The sequence below is a fragment of the Marinobacter lacisalsi genome (assembly GCF_042651045.1).
In the GTDB taxonomy this organism is placed as follows: domain Bacteria; phylum Pseudomonadota; class Gammaproteobacteria; order Pseudomonadales; family Oleiphilaceae; genus Marinobacter; species Marinobacter lacisalsi.
Map to the genome: position 1 here is coordinate 1 of NZ_JBHSDI010000048.1, position 18,929 is coordinate 18,929.

Sequence of the window (18,929 nt, forward strand, 5' to 3'; positions counted from 1 at the left end):
CCGAAACTTCAGCTTACCGGAATCAGTGACTCTGAATCCGGAAAAGGCGGCGAACTGTTAAAGAGCTGATGACTTAAACGCGACAACTACGTTGACAGACTCCGCGTCGGCCAGGTTGAACGTTGGCTGTATGCGTTCCTGAATGCTGGTGTAGTCAGAGGTTTCCGGCGTATCGGCCATGACGGCCCGGATGGGGTTGAGGTCTACGTAGGCCATGCAGGTGAGCAAGGCTTCTTCGGTTTCGAGAGGTTGCGACTTGAACCGTGACTCCCAGAAGTGCCCCGTGCAGTCACCTTCCTGGTTGGCTTTTCTGGCAATAGGTTCGTTGAGGCACTTCATGAACCAGCTAAGATCCGTCAGCCGTTCCCTGAAGGTTTCTGCATACTGGTTCACCCGTCGTAACTCGGCATCGCGCAGAGTTTCGCCTCGTTGGTAGCGCTTTACGAGAGGCGGGCCCTGGTAAAGACAGCACCATCGAGCCAGTATTTCGTCATTGCTCCATGAGTTGGCTTGTTCGGGACTGAGTTTGATGACCAGATGGTAGTGGTTGGACATCACCGCGTAGGCGGCCACGTCCACGGTAAACAGCGACGCGAGCAGCCGTATGCGCTCTTCGATCCAGCCCCGCCGGTGTTCGTAGCTGCGACCAGTGGCATGGTCTTCCCCGCACAGAAAGGTCCGCCGCACACAGCGGGAGATGATGTGGTAGTAGGGGGTATCGGCAAGACTGACCTGTTGGTGCCTGGGCCTTGGCATGGTGACTCCGTGTCGTTGTTCGCTTTACGGTGATTCTGGCAAAAGACTGTATAAAAAAACAGTTTTTCTTGACAGTATATGATCACCTCAGCAAAATGGCTGGTATCCACTCTCGCACAGGGATGAGCCATGCCACGGAAAAACGGCACCCCGATCAGTCACGACCAGAACTTCAAGAACCTCATTCTCGACTATCCCCGGCAGGCGATAGAGCTGTTCAGTCCGCAGGAGGCGGCTGATCTGGACGATTCTGTTCGCATTGTTCCGTTGCGGCAGGAGCAACTGAAGGAGCGTCTTGGCGAACGTTTCAGGGAGCTGGATGTACCGTTGCTGGCTGAGTGGTCGGATGGCCGTCGCGAAACACTGCTGTTTGTGCTGGAAGAAGAAACCAGTCCCAGCCGCTTCTCTGTCCATCGCCTTGCCCATTATTGCCTGGACCTGGCTGATCTCTGCCAGACGACTCGGGTGGTACCGGTCGTGATCTTTCTGAACACGAACAGTCAGGAGGCGGATAGCCTGGTGCTGGGCAGTGAACGTTATGACTATCTGAGCTTCCGCTATATACGTTGCGCGTTACCGGAGCTGGAAGCGGAGGATCACTGGGACAGCAACAACCTGATCGCCCGCCTGTGCCTGAGCCTGATGCACTGGCATGAGAATCAGAAACTGGAGGTTTACGCCCGGGCCACCCGAGGTCTAAGCACGCTGGAGCCAGACCCGGAGAAGCAACTCAAGTACCTGGACTTTATCGACATCTACACAGCCCTGGATGATAATGAAATGGAACTGTATCAGCAGCAATACCCGCAGGAGAGCAATACCATGGCAAGCTTGAGCGACCGACTCCGGGCCGAAGGCGTGGAGGAGGGCATGCAGAAAGGCATGCATGAAGGCGTTGAAGGCACACTGCGCAAGCAAATTCAGCTAAAATTCGGCCCCATTCCCGCCTGGGCCGATGAACGGCTTAAAGCGGCTACTGATGAGCAATTGGACCGGTGGGTAATCAATATTCTTGCTGCTGAAAGTCTGGAAGCTTTATTGGGCGAGGGGCAATAAGTTTCAGGAGCGACGCCCAGCCTATGCTTTCAGAGCCCATCAGGAAATGGCCTGGGTACTGGCTGGCGTTTGCAGCTGGCTCTTGAATTTACATTCCATTTTGAGTCCATTTGAGTAGTCCCTTTCTTAATGATTGAAATCCTCTCTGTTTTACGCTGGTCCCTGTCGCTGGGTGCCAAGTTCTATCGTGTGGTGCCGTTTCTGACGCTCGTCATCGTGGTTCTGACCCTTGTTGCGCAGATCGCTTCGCTTCTGTCCTTTTTCCTTCCTCTGAAGATTATTATTCTGCTTGGCTCAGAGGGTATGCCCCGGTATTTCCCGGCGGCCTTCGCGCAACTGGACCGCGACCTGCTGATTGCCTGGTTGAGTGGCGCCACCATTGGTTTCTTCCTGCTGAGCCTTCTGGCGGAGAAGCTCATCGCCAGGGCAACAGAGGTGGCCGCGGGCAAGTTGCTGGGCAAAAGCCAAAAGATGGTGTTGTTCGAGAATCAGGAAGACGTGGCGGCCAGGGCCTATCAACGTTATTCCAGTGCCCTGGCGGCGGGTGTTTTCATCCCTCTGGCTTTGTTTGCGTTAGGTTGGTTCTACCCCTCCATGGCAGGGCTCATTGCCGGTTATTCGCTACTGGTTTTTGTGGTATTCGTCACCGCTTACCGGGTCAGCGAGCGGTTCGGGGAGTATTTGGACCAGAAGTTGGGCGCTGCCCTTGGGCTGGCCGCCAATCTGGGGTTCTTTCTGGTTTTTGCGTACCTGGTGGTGGAGTTTATTTTCTTATCGCCGCCGGGTTTTATCATCGCCATCATTTCCATACTGGCGAGCCGGCAGGTTTTTGGCCGCGCGACGGCGCTGGTTTCTGGGTTGCATGGGCTTGCCCAGCAACGACCAAGACTGGATGCACTGTTTTTTCACAGTCAGGTTTTGGTGAGCCAAGTCCCAAAACCGGGAAAAAAGAGCCTCTGGTCGCTCCTGCAACCCGAAGTTCGAGGAAGCTGGCTCCCACAAGTGTTGGAAGAGGCCGGTGCACAGTCGGTCAAGGCGGATCAGTTGCAGGTGCAATGGCTGGAAAGCAGCAAACCAAATATGCCCCAGCTGTTGGTGTCTAACACTGACACACCGGATCAAACGTTTCTGGTCAAGCTATTCGACTTCAATCGCAGGTCTCCGGCGCAGCATGAAGCCACCCTGGCAACCGAGGGTCTGGAACAGGTTCCCATGCCTGGGCTGATCCTGGCGACGGAGGTAGACCGATTTGCCTGCCATGTCTATCAGATGTCGCCAGGCAAGGTTTTGAAGATCAGGCGCGCCAAAAAAGTTGTTTCCGCTTTGAACAAGCAGTTTTTAATGACTCAGCTTTCCGCCCGGCTGGTCAATCGCTATGTCAGATCACGCCCTTTGCTGGCAGATCGCCTTTCATCGGAGGTGCTGGAGCGACTCCACGTTGCCTGCTCCAGCCGGGTCGACACATTACTAGTTGCCGAACTGGTGAACCGGCTGAGCGAGTTGCGGTCGCACCTGAAATCTTTGCCCCTGGTTCTGGTGAACCCCAATATAAAAAGATCCATCTGGCAGAATGACGCGGACCAGTCGTTGATTGTGCTGAACTGGGACAAATGGGCTATAGAGCCGCTTGGCGCCGGTTGGCCAGTGGCCGGGAAGGGCCTCGCGGAGCTGGTAGACTACCTGGCAGCAGGCGAGGCCAAAGATCGCTACCAGGTCGACCCATGCAAAGCCCGGCTATCGGCGTTACTGTACAGTCTTGAAGAGTTTACTAACCGCCAACAGTTTATCGCATCTCTGAAGCTGCTCCCCGACATTCTGGACACACTGAACACTCTGCAAAACGATGCTATTGAGGAGTGAATTTTGGCACGTATAGCCATGCTGGTATGGAATGAGTTTGTCAATGACGCCAGGGTGCTGAAAGAGGCGCAGACTCTGGCAGCCGCAGGCCATCAGATAATTGTCCATGCGTTGCACACTCCCAGTAAAACGCTTGAGTCCGAAGAGCTTGAACCCGGTATCCGCGTTGAAAGGGTCGTGCGTAGCCCCTTCTGGAGCTTCCGCAAGGGCGGCGCACAGGCCAGTGCAGCCGGGGCTCCCACGCAGCCACTAGCTTCGCCGCCGGGTACTGGCCACCAGTTATTTCGCCTTTCGACCCGTTCCATTACTCATCTGAGACTATGGTGGCGCCTGGTCCGCTCTCGGGCGGATGTTATTCATGCACACGATGTGAATACCTTGCCGACCGCCTGGCTGGCGGCGAAGTGCTTGGGGGTGCCGCTGGTCTACGACGCGCACGAAATCAGTACCGACCGGGAAGGGTACAAAGCGTTTCGCAAGGCGGTTGGTTGGATCGAGAAGACAATCATGCCAAGAGTTGCGGCGTCGATCACCACTACGGATCTGCGGGCAAAGTTCTTTGCCCGGGCCTACCATGTGCCCCGTCCGCTGGTACTTCAGAACCGGCCGCGCCGGTTGCCGCCCATTGAAAGTAACCGGTTACGTGAGCACCTGCAGCTGAAAGAACCCTGGCCAGTGATAATTTACCAGGGCGGATTGCAGCGGGGGCGGGGACTTGACCGGCTGGTTGAGGCCGCTGCCCTTTTACAGGGAGCCTATGTGGTATTTGTCGGTGGTGGCAATATCGCGGGCCAGCTCCAGGCCATGGTACGGGAACATGGCCTGGAGCAAAGGGTGTTCTTCATACCCACGGTGTCTCTCGATGAGCTTCCATACTACACAGCTTCCGCCAACATTGGTGTTCAGCCGATCGAGAATACGTGCCTGAACCATTTCACGACTGACTCCAACAAACTGTTCGAGTATGTGGTGGCAGGTTTGCCAGTGGTTGCATCAGCTCTGCCCGAGATCTCCCGGGTGGTGAAAGACCATGACCTGGGCATCCTGACACCCCCTGGCGATGTGGAAGCCCTGGCCAAGGCGCTGCAGCGACTGGTTGACGACCCGGAACTGCGAGCCCGTTATTCGGCTAACGCCAGGCAAGCAGCTGCTACACTGAACTGGGAGGCGCAGGAGAGCGCCCTTGTCGATCTTTACAAGCGTATCCTGCCGCCTGCCTGAAACACCGGTGATATACCGGCTCCATTCATTCACCCTTGTCCGTGATACCTTTGAAGATTCTGTTAGTCAGCTATTACTTTCCGCCGGACCTTTGCGCCGGTGCGTTCCGGGCCAGGGCTCTGGCGGAGGCGTTGGTCCGGCAGGGGCATGGTGATGTGCAACTGGATGTGGTGACCACAGAGCCTAACCGCTACCGGACTCACCAGCCGGACGCACCGGAAGCGGCGGACGCTGACTACCGGGTATTTCAGGCTGCGTTGCCCCGGCATCGGTGGGGTATTATTGGCCAGGTTCGCTCGTTCGCGGCGTTTGCCCGGGTGGCGGCCAGCAAGGCGCCGGAATCCCGCTATGATGTGGTGATCGCCACCTCTTCACGGCTGATGACTGCTGCCCTTGGCGCATGGCTGGCCAGGCAGAAGGGCGCTGCCTACTACCTGGATATCCGTGATATTTTTATCGATACCATCCAGTACATTTACCCCTCTGCGGCCGTATTGCCCCTGAAAGGGCTCTTGTCTCGTATAGAGCGTTACGCCGTTAACCGGGCCGCGCGGGTGAACCTGGTGTCGCCGGGTTTTTTGCCCTATTTCCGGAACATCCGCCCGGACGTTTCTTATAGCCTGTTCACTAATGGCATTGATGATGATTTCGAGGCCAGCGCGGTGCCTCCAGCGGAGCGCACTAAGGGCAAGGTGCAGATTGTATACGCGGGGAACATCGGCCATGGCCAGGGGTTGGAGCGCATTCTGCCTGAATTGTCCGTGCGGCTGGCTGACCGGGCGTCGTTTACCGTGATTGGTGATGGCGCCACCCGCTCCGCGCTGATGCGGCGATGTGACGCGCTCGGGGCGCCAGTGGCGTTTGTTGGCCCGGTTGCCAGGGACCAGTTGCTGGATTATTACGATCAGGCGGACGTGCTGTTCCTGCACCTCAACGACTTGCCGGCCTTCCTGAAGGTGCTGCCGTCCAAGCTATTTGAATACCTCGCTACCGGCAAACCCGTGCTGGCGGGCGTTGATGGTTACTGCCGGGACTTCCTGACAGAGCAGGCGGAGGGCGTCGCGATCTTCCGGCCCTGTGATGTGGAGGGGGCTGTCCAGGCATTCGCGGAGCTGAAGCTGGCGCACTACCCCCGGGAAAGCTTCCGTGAGAACTATGCCCGGCATCGCATCATGGATGAAATGGCGGCGGATATTCTGGCGCTTGGGCAACTGGAGCAGGAGGTGCCTGCCTGAGCTGTTTGCTCTATTTAAATTATCACCCCGGAATCGCCAATAAGGATCAGGCCCATGCCCGTGGTTTTCAGGTATAAGGGATTCAAGTTTTCTTCTATTCGATCGAAGCTAAGGCTTCTAGGGTGTTGGTTCCGTGAGATCCTCGGTATGTGAGGTGCCACCTATGATCTGGAGTCTGTGATCATTGAACGAATAATCCGGTTTTTTTGGGGCAAGGGTGCCGGGGACGTGCTCAGGGGTATGCTCACCCTGGCCATGGGGGCCAGCTTTGCCCGTGTCATTGGCATTGCCTCGATACCGGTACTGACCCGGCTCTACACACCCGATGATTTTGGTGTGCTGTCTCTGTTTACGGCCTTTCTGATGGTAACGGCACCGGTACTGACGCTGCGTTATGTTGTGGCAGTCCCCCTGCCCCGGGTTGAAGCGTTCGCCTTCAATCTTTTTGCACTGAACCTGCTATTGCTGGTTATCAGTACGGCAGTGGCAGGCACACTCCTCTGGTTATTTCATTCTCCCTTACTCAGTCTGGTTTCCGCTGAGGCTTTGGCACCCTACTGGTGGCTTATTGTGCTGGGTGCCTTTGCCGTTTCCGGCTATGAGCTGATGACCATGTGGGCCACCCGCCAGCGGGATTACCGGCTACTGGCCCGCACGCAGGTTTTCCAGTCGTTCGCTGGCGAGTCGGTCAAGGTGGCCCTTGGCGTATTGGGCGTTCATCCGCTTGGGCTGATCGTTGGTCAGATTGCGAGCCAGAGTATGGGCGTAGGCACCATGCTTGCCCGCTTTCGGCAGGACGGTCGGAAAGCCCTGGCTGCGGTCCGCTGGGCCAGGATGAAGAAGGCCACCGTGCTGTATCGGGAGTACCCCTTCTTTCGCTTGCCGTCACAGTTCCTGCTGGTGTTCTCGGCGCAGTCGCCCCTGCTGTTTGCCGGGTTCATGTATGGTGCCGGGGTCACTGGCCAGCTCGGACTGGCCTTGATGGCCTTGGCGCTGCCAGTAAATCTTGTGGGTACGTCGATGGCCCGTGCCTACTATGCGGAAACCGCCCGGCTGACCAAAAAGCAACCCGGCCGCATATACCAGCTTACGTTAGTCATACAACGGAATCTGTTTTTACTGGCTATCGTCCCCGCGCTGGTTATCTATTTCGCAGGGGAGTACCTGTTCATGGTGGCGTTCGGTTCCGAGTGGCGGGAGGCGGGTGTTTACGCGTCTTTGCTGTCTGTATATCTGTTCTTCCAGTTCACCTCCGCACCATTGATGAAAGTACTCAATGTTTTCGGATTGCAGAAGGTGTTTCTGGGCATCAATGTGTTCCGGCTGGTATGCCTGCTTGTGCTTTATGGGCTCCTTTTCAGCAACGAGGCAGCGGCCGGGACGTTTGTGGGTCTCTATTCCTGGTTAATGGCGGGTTTCTATCTTCTGATTAGTGTCTACGTTGTGTTTTTCTTGAGAAAGCTGACAGAAAAGGGAGCAGCGTTGTGAGACTGGCAAGGCTTATCAGGCATCTGTTTATGGGTGGGGTTCAGCCCAGGGTAATGGCCCACATGAAGCTGATGCTTCGCGCCCGGCAACAGGGTCATATGGGCCTGGCAAAGTGGATATCTGCCCGCATGCAGCTGAAGTATGGGGTTTTTATCTCGGAAAAATCGAATATTTCGCCATCACTAAAGCTGAAGCATCCCGTGGGGGTGGTGATCGGCGAAGGCGTCACTGTTGGTGAGAAGGTAGTGGTCTATCAGAACGTGACCATTGGTGGCGCCCGGATGGGAGACTCGAGCAGCAATAGTTACCCTTCTGTAGGCCGCAATACCGTCATTTTTGCCGGCGCTGTACTAGCCGGGAAGATCAACGTAGGGGAAAACTGTATCATTGGGGCGAATGCCGTTGTCCTTGATGATGTTCCGGATGGGTGTACGGCCGTCGGTGTCCCTGCACGGGTCATCCATAAACCCGCACAAGCGCAAGAGGAAGGTTAGTGGAAAGCGTTGAACGTTTGCTGGTAAAGCCGGCGCGGCTTGAGGGCACGGTAACACTGGGCGGGGCGAAGAATTCTGCCTTGCGGCTGCTGGCTGCGTCCTTGCTGACACCGGAGCGGGTCTCACTGCTCAACCATCCCAACCAGTTGCTTGATGCCCAGGTCCACCTGGACATGCTGCGGGTGCTTGGCAAGGGCGTCAGCGTGGTCGGAACTGATCAGGTGGTCATCTCTGAATCCACTGCGCTGAAAACCAGCCTTACGTGGACCGATCGTTCTATTCGCAACACACTTTTGATTCTGGGGGCGTTGGTTACCCGCTTGGGTGAAGCAAGAGTACCTCTGCCCGGAGGGTGTCAGTTGGGTGACCGCAAATACGACCTGCATGTGATGTTGCTCGAAAAGCTCGGCGCCGAGGTATTTGAAGAGGATGGCTACTTGTGTGCCAGCGCCGGGAAGGGGTTAAAAGGGGCTGATATTCACCTGCCGATCCGCTCAACCGGCGCGACGGAAAATGCCATTATCGCCAGTTGCCTGGCCAGCGGTAGCACCCGAATCTGGAACCCCCATATCCGGCCGGAGATTCTGGATCTTGTGGCCATGCTTCGCTCGATGGGCGCAAAAATCGAGGTGTTCGGGCAGGAACACGTCAAGGTGACGGGTGTTGAAAAGCTCAGTGGCACAGAACACAGGGTTATACCCGACAACATGGAGGCGATCACCTGGCTGATTGGTGCTGTGATGACCAAGGGCGAGGTGGAGATCCGGGATTTCCCGTACCGGGATCTTGAAGTCGTGTTGGCCCATCTGAAGGCGGCAGGTGCTGCCCTCTATCGTGCGGACGACTCTCTGTTGGTAAGGGGTGGGGCGTGCTATCCCGTCGAGATCAGCACAGGGCCGCACCCGGGGATCAATTCGGATGTTCAGCCGCTGCTGGCGGCGTGGGGCGCCCGTGCTTCGGGTGAGTCACGGATTACTGACCTCCGCTTCCCGGGGCGTTACGGTTACGCCCAGGAAATGGCAAGGATGGGCCTGAGGTATGAGATTGCGGGTGACATGCTGGTTATTCATGGTGCCGGTGGCCGGTTGAGCGGAGCGGAAGTCCGGGCCCTGGACTTGCGTGCGGGTGCTGCACTGACGCTGTGTGGTCTGATCGCCGACGGTGAGACAGTCATTACCGATGCCTGGCAGATTTTCAGGGGCTACGATCGGTTCCTGGAGAAGTTAAGAGGTTTGGGCGCCGATGTGCAGTCGATCTAGCGATCGCGCCACACCCGAAGCCAGCCATATACGTTCGTTGAGAGTCCTGTGTCCCGGCGGCGTCCACACGTCGGTTGATCTGGCTGCAATGAGCCGTTGGCGTATCGGTGGCCTGGCCGATGTTGTGGTGGAACCGGCCAGTCTTGAAGAGCTGGTCAAGCTCCGACGGTGGTTGAACGTACAGAAGCTGCCGCACGTTTTTATTGGTAGCACCAGTAATCTGTTGTTTTCTGACCGTGGGTTGAAGGTTATCTGCGTAAGGCTTGGCGAACGGTTGGCGGGTTATTCGGTCGAAGGTACCAGGGTAAGCGCGGAAGCAGGTATTTGGGTACCCGGGCTTGCCCGTATCGTCATGAAGGCCGGGCTCACCGGCATTGAGCATACCTGCGGTATTCCCGGAACACTTGGCGGCCTGGTCTGTATGAACGGAGGCAGTCTCCGCAATGGAATAGGTGATGTAATCGATAAAGTCACCAGCGTGGCGGCTGATGGTTCGGTAAAGGTGCGTAACCGGCAGCAGTGTGCTTTCTCCTACAGGAGCTCCGTTTTCCAGACTACTGATGAGGTGGTCGCCTCTGCCACCGTGCAGCTCACCCCGGGGGAGTTAAGCACGATCAGGCGGACGATGCTCAGGATCCTGGCGCAAAGACGCAGGAAATTCCCGTTGAAACAGCCCAACTGCGGTTCGGTTTTTGTCAGTGATCCCGCCATGTACGATCGGTTTGGCCCGCCCGGCAAAATCATGGAGGACCTTGGCTTTAAAGGCGTGGCCTGCGGAGGTGCGGCTGTTGCGGAGTCCCATGGGAACTTTATTGTCAATCGGCACCAGGCTCGTGCGGAAGATGTGCTGTCCCTGATCAGAGATATGAAGCAGGCAGCCCGTGACCGTACAGGCGAAGACCTGAAGGTCGAGACCATTGCCCTCGACGAGTTCGGGCAGCGCATTGTTATTTAGGGGGGATTGATGAAGGTCGCTGTCGTCGTCCGGTCGAACATCTTTCACGGGGCAGAAAGGCGTGCTGTAAAGATCTTCAGCCACCTGCTGGAGCGTGGTCATGACGTAGAGCTGTGGGTTTCAGGTGGATTGTATGGCCATATTGAGAAGCACTTTCCTGAACTTCTTCCACATGTGGTTGTTTATGACAAGGGCAGCGCGGGCATGGCTTCCGTTGAGAAACGATCCAGACGAGGGGTGCGACGGTTACTGGCGAAGAGTGCCTTACTGAGACGAATAGTCTATAAACACCGCGCAGCGGGGGTGCCAGAACTGGTAAAATGCCGCAAGGTTGATATTGCCCATATTTTCCTGGACTTTTCGTTCCCCGTTCCTTCAGTGGCCGGGTGCTCAACCGTTTTTGAAGTGACCAGCCCGGATATCGCAAAACATCTGGAGGCGATGCCTGAAGACTTTATTAAGGGGCATACGCTTTTCAATGCCGTCAGTGATTCGGTTTATGATGTAAGCCGGAAGTATGTTGGTGACCACAGGCTGACGGTAGCACCGTTGCCGTATTTTCGGCCCTCAACGCTGATTCCCTCAATGCCGCGGGCCAAAGATGATTCTATTACCTTTGCCGCCCGTTTGATCAGCCGAAAAAACGGAATCCTGTTTGCGCACGCAGTTGATGCGTTTCTGTCCAGATACGATAACTGGCGTGTGGATATTCTTGGTAATGGCCCGGATGAAGAGATCATCAAATCAATACTTTCGCAGTGGATTGATAACGATCGGGCTTTTGTCGGAAAGGTGAGTGATGTCGCACCCTATGTTATTAAAAGTAAAATATTCGTATCCGTAATCGAACCTGATAACTACCCCTCACAGAGTGTGATGGAAGCTATGTATGCTGGCAATGCCTTGCTGCTCTCAGATACAGGGATGTCGAAGCAGAAATTCATTGATGGCAATGGTTGTGTTGTCCAGCTGACCAGCGAGGCCATTGTCGAGGGTCTTGAGACGTTGGTTTCCTCCGGCAATCTCGATGCCCTTGGGGTAAGGTCACGGCAGTTGGTGACTGAGAGATTCTCCGCCGACAACTACATGGATTATATCGAGGGTCTGTATCGGTCAGCGTTGACTAATAACGCGGATTCTCGCAGGACGTGATGAAGTTACTGATGTACATGCCAACGCCGGGAGGCCTGACAGGCGCGCCCCGCCGCATGTTGACGCTGGCCAGGGAGTTGCAGAGCCTGGGCGTAGCGGTATGCGTTGCTTCAGATGCCGGGAGTGAGGTATTGAAGGCGGCTCGCCAGCAGGGCATCGAGAGTGTAGAGCTTGACCCCGTCGGTGGATTGAAAACCCGGGGCGCTGATGTATTCCGGCGCGGCGGGTTATTCCGGGTCTGGCTGTTGGTCTTGTTGATGCTGCAGAACCTGCGAGTATTCCGCGTTGCCCGCAAGGTAGGGGCGGATGTGGTGTGGCTGCGGGGCAGCAAGGGCGTGCTTTTTGCCGGGGCGGGCTGTCTGCTTGCGCGAAGGCCGGTAGTCTGGGATGTAGACTACGAACTGCCTTCGGTAGGGCTCGTACGCAGGCTGCACCGGTTCGGGTTGTGGCTGGCTTCCGCTGTCGTGTTTCAGTACCGGCGGGCACCAGAAGCGATTTTTGGTTCTGATCTGGCAATCCGGTACCAACGAAAGTTTAGCAGTATTATCCCCGGCATCGAGCTGTCGCGCCTGCCAACCGGTATGAGGGTGCACTCTGGCGGGCAAAGTCTGTCAGGCAAGCCAGCGGTTATTCTTCAGGTTGGGACGGTTTGTGACCGGAAGAATCAGTGCTTTACCGCTGATGTGCTGGCTAAGGTGAGGGAGCTCGCTCCGACCTTGAACTTCGAGTGGCTTATTGCTGGTGGGCTCGGGGACGAAACCTACGTGCAAAAGGCGCGTGGGCGGGTGTCGGAGCATGGGTTGACGCCGGTTACCCGCTTTCTGGGGTGGCGGGATGATGTTGTTGCACTCATGTCTGCAGCGGACCTGTTAATTATGCCGTCCAGGGATGAGGGCGTACCTAATACGGTGCAGGAGGCCATGTATATGGGAATCCCGGTATTGGTCAGCGACGCCGGAGGAATGGCGGAAGTTGTCGATCATGAGGTTACCGGCTGGGTTCGGTCACTGGATTCGCCAGAGGACTGGGCCTCGGACGTGGTTTCCTGTTTTGGTGATGCCGCGCAGGCGGAGAGTATGCGCCTAAGGGCCTCGCGCTACGCGTCGCACAATTTTGGCACAGAGGCGTGGGGTAAGCGTTATTTGTCCGTTCTTCGTGCCGTGTTGTCGAGGGCGGTCAGATGAGGCGCGTTGTATTTGTGGTCAATTCCAGCCGGTTCTTTCTTTCTCATCGTCTACCTGTCGCGCAGGCCGCCAAAGGAGAAGGCTACGATGTGCATGTGGTCACCCCGTCAGATGCGGAGGTTGATGAGGTGCGGCACCATGGTTTTGTTCACCATGCGGTACCCATGTCCCGTAGCGGGCAGAATCCACTGGTGGAGATGGTAACGTTTATCCGCTTATGGCTGCTTTTTTGGCGGCTTAGGCCTGACCTGGTCCACCTGGTCACCATAAAACCGGTGCTCTATGGCGGTATTGCCTGCCGTTTGTCGCCGGTTCGGTCGGTGGTGGCGGCCATTTCCGGTCTAGGGTCGGTTTTTCGGGCCAGGTCATTTGCCGAGCGGCTCAGACGTTTTGCTGTGTCACGGCTTTACCGGGTTTCCATGGGTGGGCCCCGGGTGGCAGTGATTTTTCAGAACGAGTCTGACCGAAACCTCCTTGTGCGGGTCGCGGGGCTGCCGGAGCAAAAGGCAAACCTGATTCGTGGCTCAGGCGTCGACCTGGCGGAGTATAACGTGCAGCCCGAGCCGGAAGGCCCGGTAAAGGCTGTGTTTGCCTCGCGTCTTCTCGGCGAGAAAGGTGTGCGGGACTTCGTCGACGCCGCCCGGTTGCTCAGGGAGCGGGGGGTGAAGGTGGAATGTCTGCTGGTGGGTGAACCTGACCCGGGCAATCCTACAACGGTGCGTCAGGACGAGCTTGATGCCTGGCGGGCGGAGGGCGTGGTGCAGTGCCTTGGTTTTTGCAAGGACATCGCTGAACTGTTCACTGGCTGCCATATGGTGGTTCTGCCTTCCTATTACGGCGAGGGTTTGCCAAAGGTTCTGGTGGAGGCTGCGGCTGCCGGCAGGGCGGTTATCACCACGGACCACCCCGGGTGTCGTGATGCGATCGTTCCTGGCCGTACCGGGTTGCTGGTACCGTTGCGCCAGCCCGGCAAGTTGGCTGATGCGATCCAGCATCTCGTCGACTGCCCCGAAGAGCGGAAGGCCATGGGCGCTGAGGGCAGGAAGCTGGCAGAAAGCGAGTTCTCTGTGGATACCATCGTCCGCCAGCACCTGGAAATCTACCGGAGGTTGTTGAGTGCCTGACCACCGAACAGTCATGGTGACGGGTGCAAGCGGGTTTCTGGGGCGTGCGCTGGTGCGGGCGCTGGCCGACCAGGGGACGACGGTACGAGCGGCGATTCGGGCATCCGCCATGGCCCCTGATCCCGGGCCCGGGGTGTCGTATCACCAGGTGGAGGATATTGACGGACATACCCGTTGGCAGGAGTCCCTCGCCGGCGCGGAGGTTGTCATGCACTGTGCGGCCCGGGTCCATGTCATGCACGATGATGCGGCAAGTCCGCTTGCAGCCTTCCGCGCTGTGAACCGCGACGGGACGCTGAACCTGGCCCGTCAGGCGGCGGAAGCCGGGGTGCGGCGCTTTGTGTTTATCAGCTCGGTCAAGGTGAATGGTGAACACACCGACAACCGCGGGCCATTTGAGGCAGATGAAGCACCGGCACCGGAAGATGCCTATGGCATTTCCAAGCGGGAAGCGGAAGATGACTTGCGGGATATGGCGCAAAAGACTGGCATGGAAGTGGTTATTATCCGGCCGCCGCTGGTCTATGGCCCGGGCGTGAAGGGAAATTTCCGCAGTCTTCTGAAGCTCGCCAGCCTGCCTGTGCCGCTGCCCTTCGGGGCCATTGATAATCGTCGCAGCCTCGTCTACCTGGGCAATCTGGTTGATTTTATCTGTGTTGCCTCTGAACACCCCGCTGCGGCGAACCAGACCTTCCTGGTGAGTGATGGTGACGACCTGTCCACCACCAGGCTTCTGCAACTGGTGCGAACGGCATTGGGGCGCCGGCCCATGCTGGTGCCGGTTCCTCCGGCATTGTTCCGGGCCGTGGGCGCATTGACCGGAACGCGCTCGCTGGTTCAGCGGCTGTGCGGCTCGCTGCAGGTGGATATTACCAGGGCTCGTCGGCTGTTGGGATGGCAACCGCCCTTTACCGTCAAGCAGGGGCTGGCTGATACCGTGAATGAGCATTTCCGGGCTGATTCCCGCTGAATTTCCGCTGCCGCAATTAATGGATAATGTTACATGCTGCTCCTGATTCGTCTGTTTGATATTGTCTTTTCGTTGGTCGGTTTGTTGCTCGGGCTTCCTGTACTGCTGTTGATCACCCTGGTTGGTTTCTTCGATACCGGGTCACCACTGTTCCGGCAGGAGCGGGTCGGGCGTCACAGGAAGCCGTTTATACTGGTAAAATTTCGTACCATGAAAAAGAATACGGCCTCTGTGGCCAGTCATCTGGCCAAAGCAGATGACGTTACGCCGTTAGGCCGCTTTCTGAGGCGTACCAAGCTGGATGAGCTTCCCCAGCTGTGGAATGTGCTTAAAGGGGAGATGAGCATTGTCGGGCCAAGGCCGTGCCTGTTCAGTCAGGAGGAGCTGATTGCCGAGCGGCAACAGCGTGGGGTTTTGGATGCCCGACCTGGGATTACAGGGTTGGCTCAGGTTAACGATATCGATATGTCGACACCGGCGTTGTTGGCAGAGACGGATGAGAAAATGCTGAAAAACCTGACCGTCAGGGCCTATTTCCGCTATATTTTCATGACCGTGGCCGGCAAAGGCGCTGGTGATCGGGTGCCGGGCCGGGACTGAATTTGGTTGTCCTCATCAGGGAAAATAGAATCTCACCTGTACCCTACAGTAAGGCGCCTGTCGCCGCTTTTCGTTCGGATCGTTACAGAAACTCAACGAGCCGATCACGAATCTTGTCCTAAACTGCCATTAGCGATGCGCTAAAAGGACATTCATGTTAAAGGTCTTTTTGAATTTTTCCAGACTGCAGAAACGATTGATCTCCGTCGTTTCGGATGCGGTTTTTTTGTCATTTTCTTTCTGGGCAGCCTTTGCGCTTCGCCTCGAAGACAAGTCGTGGACGCCGGCCCCGGACCAGCTTCTGGTGGGCCTTATCACTGTTGGGGTGTCGATTGTTATCTTCGCGAGATTGGGGCTTTATCGGGCAATTATCCGGTACCTGAGCGATAAGGCTTTTCTGACTGTCAGCATAGGCGTTGGATCCTCCGCGCTTACCATTATTGCTCTGGCCTATCTGCTACAGGCTTTTGTTCCCCGTTCAGTGCCCATCATCTACGCGGCATTGGCATTCCTTTTTGTCAGTGGCTCCCGTATGGGGGTGCGTATGCTCGTTGGCCGTCCGAGGCATCGTAATAAGGAACCGGTGGCGATCATTGGTACTGGTGAGACAGGCATACACCTGGCGGATGCGCTGCTACAGGATATGCAGTATGAGCCTGTAATGTTTGTGACATACCGCCGGGCGAATCACCGTACCTTGATTCAGGGTATTCCGGTTTATGATATTGACCACATTGAAAAGGCTATTCGCAAGCATGGTGTGAAGCGGCTTTTGCTTGCCCTGGACCCGGATACGCACCTGAACCGGAAGCAGTTACTCCGTGAGCTGGAGCAGCTGGAAGTGCCCGTGCAGACCGTACCCAGCATGGCGGAGTTGGTTTCCGGCCGGGCACGCATCAATGACATTCGTGACCTTGAGATTGAAGACCTGTTGGGACGGGAGCCGGTATCGTCAGACAACGCTCTGGTAGCCGCCAGCCTGTTCGAGAAGTGTGTATTTGTGACCGGCGCTGGTGGATCTATCGGCTCTGAGCTGTGCCGGCAGATCTTGCGCCAAAGGCCGTCGAAGCTCGTGTTATTCGATCAGTCGGAGTACGCTTTATACGCCATTGAGCGGGAGCTGCAGTCCATCAACAATATTGAGGGTCTGGGTGTCGAGCTGAGCGCTATACTTGGCAGCGCTATGCATCGGCGTCGTTGCGCTGCGGTCATGCGGGCTTTCGGCATACACACGGTCTACCATGCCGCCGCCTACAAGCATGTGCCCCTGGTGGAGCACAATTTGATCGAGGGCGTACAGAACAACACCTTCGGCACCTGGCACGTGGCAGAGGCCGCCATTGAAACCGGCGTGGAACGCTTTGTGCTAATCTCTACCGACAAGGCCGTGCGACCCACCAACATCATGGGGGCCAGCAAACGGCTGGCGGAACTGGTGTTGCAGGGGCTGGCAGAACGACAGACTGATACCCGTTTCACCATGGTCCGGTTCGGCAATGTGCTGGGCTCTTCGGGCTCGGTGGTGCCCCTGTTTCGGGACCAGATCCGCGATGGAGGGCCGGTAACGGTGACCCACCCGGATATCATCCGTTACTTCATGACTATCCCGGAAGCCAGCCAGCTGGTGCTGCAGGCCGGTAGCATGGGGCAGGGTGGAGAGGTCTTCGTGCTGGATATGGGCGAGCCGGTGAAGATTGTCGACCTGGCCCGCAAGATGGTGCATTTGATGGGGCTGTCCGAGAAGACTGAAGACAATCCTGATGGTGATATCGAGGTCCGTTTTACCGGCCTGCGCCCGGGGGAGAAGCTGTTTGAGGAACTGCTCATCGGCGACAACCCCCAGGGCACCAACCACCCCCGCATCATGATGGCCCGGGAAGCGTCCATGCCCTGGGAGGATGTGGAATCCCTCCTCAAGAAACTCCTTCTCGCCAGCCAGAACTTCGACTGCGCCCGCATTGCCGACCTGATCCGTGAGGCACCTACCGGCTACGCACCCAATGGCGAAGTCGCGGATCTGGTGTGGTGTCATTCTGCGCCGCTTGAAGACAATTCCGATAGTGGTGTCCGGCGGTTGGGGGCCTGAGTTCAACGACTTGATTGGCCACGGAATCCGCGGAAGAACACGGAAAAAAGAGAAAGAAAAAGTTACCAGATTATTTCGGTCTTTTTGTCTTTCCTTCCGTGGATTTCTTGATCTCATCCGCGAGGTTCCACAGGTTACGCACCTAACGGGGATGTGGCGGATCTGATTTGGTGTCATTCTGCGCCGCTTGAAGAAACGTCTGATAGTGGTGTTCGGCGGTTAGGGGGTTGAAGGTGGACGGAGTTTGCTTGATAGGAGTAAATCCCGGTTTGCTGTTTAACCGGTGGCCTCTTCTTCATATACTCTGAACCACGAACCTTTAGGAGAGTGCGTATGAGACTCACGCCCAAAGATGTGGAAATCATCAAAAGTTCTGTAAAGGCCATCTTTGGCGCGCAGGCGCAAGTCTTGCTTTTTGGCTCACGGACGGATGACACCGCCAAGGGTGGGGACATCGATTTGCTCGTCAAGGTAGACAGTTTCATCGAGCACCCGGCCTGGGATGTGGCCAGGTTGCAGGCCAAAATCATTAGTCGGCTAGGTGACAGGAAGGTTGACATTCTGCTGGATGCGCCCAACATGTCTACCGCCGCCATTCACCAGATTGCCCGGGCACAAGGAATTGCTCTGTGAAGACCTCACCAGAAACACAGGAGAGACTAAAGTTTCTGAACCGGGTTGTGGATAAGGAAATCAAGCATCTTGACTATGCGAGCGAGCAGGTCTTTGCCGGCGCTTTCACGTACGAGGCTGTTGAGAAGCTGGACTCCACCCCGGATTTGGCGCTGCGTGTAGAGGCGTTCACCAGTCGCTTTTGTCGCCTGCAGGACACATTGGGCGATAAACTGTTACCGGCTCTACTAAAGGCCTTAGGCGAGCCAGATCGCGCGCTTCTTATAAATCTGGATAAAGCGGAGAAGTATGGTTGGCTGGAGTCCTCGGAGCAGTGGATAGCCTTGAGGCAGCTACGGAACCAGATGATTCACGAGTATATTGAAGATGCTCAGACACTGTATGATGCCCTAACAACGGCTCATGACAACCTGAACACTCTGAAGCAATTTGCAAACCGGCTGCAAAAGCAGATTCTAGACGTGTCGACGTTGTCTTAGAATATTGTGTAGTGAGTACAAGCCAGTTTTCACGTCTTCACCCGGGAAGCCTCCATGCCTTGGGACGATGTGGCATCCCTCCTGAAGAAACTCTCCCTCGCCAGCCAGAACTTCGACTGCGCCCGCATTGTCGACCTGATCCGCGAGGCACCCACCGGTTACGCCCCCAATGGTGAGGTGGCGGATCTGGTGTGGTGTCATTCTGCGCCGCTTGAAGAACCGTCCGATAGTGGTGTGCGGCGGCTGGGGGCCTGACTTCAAGGACTTGATTGGCCACGGAATCCACGGAAGAACATATATGGTCTCCTCCCATTTGCAAGGCCTCAGACGTTGATGAGGGACAGGTTGCTGCCATATATCCGGCCTGTTGACGAGGC

The 18,929-nt window shown here is 56.6% G+C and carries 18 protein-coding genes; 17 read left to right on the forward strand and 1 reads right to left on the reverse strand.

The features are described from left to right. Positions 1-57: 57 nt before the first annotated feature. The gene (locus ACFOZ5_RS13770) at positions 58-756 is read right to left on the reverse strand and encodes a transposase (protein ID WP_379888255.1); all 699 of its coding nucleotides are present in this window, start codon (positions 754-756) and stop codon (positions 58-60) included. Positions 757-885: 129 nt separating this feature from the next. Between ACFOZ5_RS13770 and ACFOZ5_RS13775 the strand changes: the two genes are divergently transcribed. The 17 genes from ACFOZ5_RS13775 to ACFOZ5_RS13855 all read left to right on the forward strand — a co-directional run bounded on the left by ACFOZ5_RS13775 (position 886) and on the right by ACFOZ5_RS13855 (position 18,807). Further along, positions 886-1,812, forward strand: coding sequence for a hypothetical protein (locus ACFOZ5_RS13775; RefSeq protein ID WP_379888258.1), 927 nt, complete (start codon positions 886-888; stop codon positions 1,810-1,812). A 129-nt stretch (positions 1,813-1,941) separates the two neighbouring features. After that, positions 1,942-3,672 (forward strand): hypothetical protein, encoded by a 1,731-nt coding sequence (locus ACFOZ5_RS13780; protein WP_379888260.1) that lies wholly within the window; start codon positions 1,942-1,944, stop codon positions 3,670-3,672. A 3-nt stretch (positions 3,673-3,675) separates the two neighbouring features. Further along, a complete protein-coding gene (locus tag ACFOZ5_RS13785) occupies positions 3,676-4,893 on the forward strand; it encodes a glycosyltransferase family 4 protein (RefSeq protein WP_379888262.1) in 1,218 nt (405 codons plus the stop codon). Between the two features lie 50 nt (positions 4,894-4,943). Next, positions 4,944-6,128, forward strand: a complete 1,185-nt coding sequence (locus ACFOZ5_RS13790) for a glycosyltransferase family 4 protein (RefSeq protein WP_379888264.1) — start codon at positions 4,944-4,946, stop codon at positions 6,126-6,128. Positions 6,129-6,356: 228 nt separating this feature from the next. Further along, entirely contained in the window at positions 6,357-7,616 is a 1,260-nt protein-coding gene (locus ACFOZ5_RS13795) for a lipopolysaccharide biosynthesis protein (protein ID WP_379888266.1), read from the forward strand. Positions 7,617-7,678: 62 nt separating this feature from the next. Continuing rightward, positions 7,679-8,110, forward strand: coding sequence for a serine O-acetyltransferase (locus ACFOZ5_RS13800; RefSeq protein ID WP_379888268.1), 432 nt, complete (start codon positions 7,679-7,681; stop codon positions 8,108-8,110). Continuing rightward, complete coding sequence (locus tag ACFOZ5_RS13805) at positions 8,110-9,369, forward strand: UDP-N-acetylglucosamine 1-carboxyvinyltransferase (protein WP_379888270.1); 1,260 nt, start codon at positions 8,110-8,112, stop codon at positions 9,367-9,369. Before ACFOZ5_RS13800 ends, ACFOZ5_RS13805 begins: the two co-directional genes overlap by 1 nt. A gap of 88 nt (positions 9,370-9,457) precedes the next feature. Next, positions 9,458-10,324: a UDP-N-acetylmuramate dehydrogenase gene (gene murB / locus ACFOZ5_RS13810; protein WP_379888272.1), complete on the forward strand. Its 867-nt coding sequence runs from the start codon at positions 9,458-9,460 to the stop codon at positions 10,322-10,324. A 9-nt stretch (positions 10,325-10,333) separates the two neighbouring features. Next, positions 10,334-11,476, forward strand: a complete 1,143-nt coding sequence (locus ACFOZ5_RS13815) for a glycosyltransferase (protein WP_379888274.1) — start codon at positions 10,334-10,336, stop codon at positions 11,474-11,476. Then, positions 11,476-12,660 (forward strand): glycosyltransferase family 4 protein, encoded by a 1,185-nt coding sequence (locus ACFOZ5_RS13820; protein ID WP_379888286.1) that lies wholly within the window; start codon positions 11,476-11,478, stop codon positions 12,658-12,660. The genes ACFOZ5_RS13815 and ACFOZ5_RS13820 overlap by 1 nt, the downstream gene beginning before the upstream one ends. After that, a complete protein-coding gene (locus ACFOZ5_RS13825) occupies positions 12,657-13,784 on the forward strand; it encodes a glycosyltransferase family 4 protein (RefSeq protein WP_379888276.1) in 1,128 nt (375 codons plus the stop codon). The genes ACFOZ5_RS13820 and ACFOZ5_RS13825 overlap by 4 nt, the downstream gene beginning before the upstream one ends. 13 nt (positions 13,785-13,797) lie before the next feature. Beyond that, positions 13,798-14,754 carry a UDP-glucose 4-epimerase family protein gene (locus tag ACFOZ5_RS13830; RefSeq protein WP_379888288.1) on the forward strand — a complete coding sequence of 319 codons (957 nt, stop codon included), beginning with the start codon at positions 13,798-13,800 and terminating at the stop codon, positions 14,752-14,754. A gap of 42 nt (positions 14,755-14,796) precedes the next feature. Further along, positions 14,797-15,354: a sugar transferase gene (locus ACFOZ5_RS13835; RefSeq protein WP_379888290.1), complete on the forward strand. Its 558-nt coding sequence runs from the start codon at positions 14,797-14,799 to the stop codon at positions 15,352-15,354. 154 nt (positions 15,355-15,508) lie between these two features. Next, on the forward strand, positions 15,509-17,440 hold the full coding sequence (locus ACFOZ5_RS13840) for a polysaccharide biosynthesis protein (RefSeq protein WP_379888278.1): 1,932 nt from the start codon (positions 15,509-15,511) through the stop codon (positions 17,438-17,440). A gap of 333 nt (positions 17,441-17,773) precedes the next feature. Then, positions 17,774-18,073 carry a nucleotidyltransferase domain-containing protein gene (locus ACFOZ5_RS13845; protein WP_379888280.1) on the forward strand — a complete coding sequence of 100 codons (300 nt, stop codon included), beginning with the start codon at positions 17,774-17,776 and terminating at the stop codon, positions 18,071-18,073. Beyond that, the gene (locus tag ACFOZ5_RS13850) at positions 18,070-18,552 is read left to right on the forward strand and encodes a hypothetical protein (RefSeq protein WP_379888282.1); all 483 of its coding nucleotides are present in this window, start codon (positions 18,070-18,072) and stop codon (positions 18,550-18,552) included. Before ACFOZ5_RS13845 ends, ACFOZ5_RS13850 begins: the two co-directional genes overlap by 4 nt. Before the next feature lie 54 nt (positions 18,553-18,606). Next, positions 18,607-18,807, forward strand: coding sequence for a hypothetical protein (locus ACFOZ5_RS13855; RefSeq protein WP_379888284.1), 201 nt, complete (start codon positions 18,607-18,609; stop codon positions 18,805-18,807). The last annotated feature ends 122 nt before the right edge of the window (positions 18,808-18,929 follow it).

Excerpts from the sequence above, each read along its gene's own strand:
- ACFOZ5_RS13770 (WP_379888255.1), bottom strand. The coding sequence starts at position 756 with ATGCCAAGGCCCAGGCACCAACAGGTCAGTCTTGCCGATACCCCCTAC.
- ACFOZ5_RS13775 (WP_379888258.1), top strand. The coding sequence starts at position 886 with ATGCCACGGAAAAACGGCACCCCGATCAGTCACGACCAGAACTTCAAG.
- ACFOZ5_RS13780 (WP_379888260.1), top strand. The coding sequence starts at position 1,942 with ATGATTGAAATCCTCTCTGTTTTACGCTGGTCCCTGTCGCTGGGTGCC.
- ACFOZ5_RS13800 (WP_379888268.1), top strand. The coding sequence starts at position 7,679 with ATGAAGCTGATGCTTCGCGCCCGGCAACAGGGTCATATGGGCCTGGCA.
- murB (WP_379888272.1), top strand. The coding sequence starts at position 9,458 with ATGAGCCGTTGGCGTATCGGTGGCCTGGCCGATGTTGTGGTGGAACCG.
- ACFOZ5_RS13815 (WP_379888274.1), top strand. The coding sequence starts at position 10,334 with ATGAAGGTCGCTGTCGTCGTCCGGTCGAACATCTTTCACGGGGCAGAA.
- ACFOZ5_RS13820 (WP_379888286.1), top strand. The coding sequence starts at position 11,476 with ATGAAGTTACTGATGTACATGCCAACGCCGGGAGGCCTGACAGGCGCG.
- ACFOZ5_RS13825 (WP_379888276.1), top strand. The coding sequence starts at position 12,657 with ATGAGGCGCGTTGTATTTGTGGTCAATTCCAGCCGGTTCTTTCTTTCT.
- ACFOZ5_RS13830 (WP_379888288.1), top strand. The coding sequence starts at position 13,798 with ATGGTGACGGGTGCAAGCGGGTTTCTGGGGCGTGCGCTGGTGCGGGCG.
- ACFOZ5_RS13840 (WP_379888278.1), top strand. The coding sequence starts at position 15,509 with ATGTTAAAGGTCTTTTTGAATTTTTCCAGACTGCAGAAACGATTGATC.
- ACFOZ5_RS13845 (WP_379888280.1), top strand. The coding sequence starts at position 17,774 with ATGAGACTCACGCCCAAAGATGTGGAAATCATCAAAAGTTCTGTAAAG.
- ACFOZ5_RS13855 (WP_379888284.1), top strand. The coding sequence starts at position 18,607 with ATGCCTTGGGACGATGTGGCATCCCTCCTGAAGAAACTCTCCCTCGCC.